The sequence below is a fragment of the Mesorhizobium sp. ZC-5 genome, assembly GCF_025753855.1.
Classification (GTDB): Bacteria; Pseudomonadota; Alphaproteobacteria; order Rhizobiales; family Rhizobiaceae; genus Neomesorhizobium.
Window position 1 is genome coordinate 1 of sequence record NZ_JAOWPT010000049.1, and the last position, 1,782, is coordinate 1,782.

General features: G+C 61.3%; 2 protein-coding genes and 1 pseudogene. All 3 read right to left on the minus strand.

The features are described from left to right. Nucleotides 1-497, minus strand: a 497-nt coding sequence (locus OHD58_RS30395) for a hypothetical protein (protein WP_263807294.1), incomplete at its 3' end; no start/stop codon positions are given. A 41-nt stretch (nt 498-538) separates the two neighbouring features. Beyond that, on the minus strand, nt 539-1,516 hold the full coding sequence (locus tag OHD58_RS30400; RefSeq protein ID WP_263807296.1) for a YVTN family beta-propeller repeat protein: 978 nt from the start codon (nt 1,514-1,516) through the stop codon (nt 539-541). 38 nt (nt 1,517-1,554) lie between these two features. Beyond that, nucleotides 1,555-1,782: pseudogene (locus tag OHD58_RS30405) on the minus strand (branched-chain amino acid ABC transporter substrate-binding protein); the annotation flags it as partial.

Below are 1,782 nucleotides of genomic sequence, written 5' to 3' on the forward strand. Positions count from 1 at the left end.
TTGATTGTGATTGTACCTTTCATGCCTTTGTCGGCGAGGTCTGGGACGGACCATGTGTAGATGCCTGGTCGGATTGTTGTGAACTGCACCTGGATGGTGCCGTCGGCGTCGAATTCGAGCCAGGCGGGGGCGCCGTTCATGTGGACTTCGAGATCGTTGATGACGATCTGGTTGTTCCAGACGTTGCGGAACAGGTCGGTGTGGAACTTGTATTCGAGACCGCCGGCCGCGGTGATCTTCCAGCGATAGCCCTGGCCGGCGATCAGCTCGAAGTCCTTCTGGTTGGCGGTGAACTGGTCTTCCTTGGTGCCGAGGATCAGTTCCGGCACGTCCTTGGAGGCGCGCGTCACCTTTTCGGCTCCAGCCGGTGCGGCCGTCCCGGTTGCGGCAGCGCCGGCCGCGTCATCGTCATCGTCATCGTCCTGCGCAAAGACCTGGCCCTGCGTCAGTGCCGCGCCAATGAGAGCCGCGAAAGCGATTGCCCGAAAATTCCTCATGGTTTCCTACCCTTCTTCCCGGTTTTTTCTGCTTGCCTGATTCAATTCGGCGAGACCACCACGCCCCACGGCAGCGCACCGACCGTCACCGATTGCACTGGTTCGTCGGTCGCCACGTCGATGAAGGTGATGTCGTTGGACACGCCGTTGGTCGAGATGATGGTCTTCTGGTCCGGCGTGAAGGCGAGCTGCCAGACACGCTGGCCGACCAGCACGTATTTTTCGACCTCGTAGGTCTCGGTGTTGACCACCGCGACGCGGTTGGCGGGTCCGAGTGCCACATAGGCCTTCTTGCCGTCGGCGGTGATGCGCACGCCGACCGGCTGGATCGATTCGGCGCGCAGCCCGGCGATCTCGAAGGTAATCTTGTGGACCACCTCGCGGCTTTCATTGTCGATCACCGAAACCGTGCCGCCGATCTCCGCGCTCACCCAGGCCTGCTTGCCGTCGGGCGTGAACTCGACGAAGCGCGGCCGGGAATCGACCAGCACGTTGTGGGTGATCTCGTGGGTGGCCGTATCGATGAAATGCGCCATGTTGGTCGTTTCCGACGTATTGACCATGGTCTTGCCGTCGGGGCTGATGCCCATGCCTTCCGGCTCGACCCCGACCGGGATCTCGGCCAGCACGCCCTTGCTTTCGATGTCGATGACGGTGACCAGGTTGTCGTCCTCGTTGGCGACGTAGAGCGTCTTGCCGTCGGGCGAGAGCACGAACAGTTCGGGGTCGGGACCGGACGGCAAGGTGTCGATGATCTGCAAGGTCGCGGTGTCGATCACCTCGATGGAATCGTCATCGCTGGCGCACAGATAAAGATGCTTGCCGTCATGCGAGATGGTGATGCCGCGCGGCCGCTGGCCGACATTGATGGTCTTGACCACCTCCATCGTCGCCGAATCGACCACGGTGACCGTGTTGTCCTTCTCGTTGGAGACATAGACCATGTAGGCCGATGCGGGACTGGCGATGCCCGTCGCCAGGGCAAACGCGCCGGCCAGTGTCCATAATCGTCTTCCCATCAGGCTCCTCCTCTGAATCATCCGGTTTTTCCAGCTGCTTATTTCAGCACGCATTTTGTCTCCGGCTGGTCGACGCCAAGCGTGTCGAGTTCGGATATTTGGTGCAGGAAACCCTCCTGCGGCGACGTCGACACGACCGAGCGGTTGTCGCCGAGGAAGATCGGCTGGCGGAGCTGCTGGTTCCATTCGCGGAAGGTCAGCTTCTGGCCCTTGAAGGCGGCGATGGAAAAGTCGTCGGAACGGATGAACCCGGCGATCTTCACCGG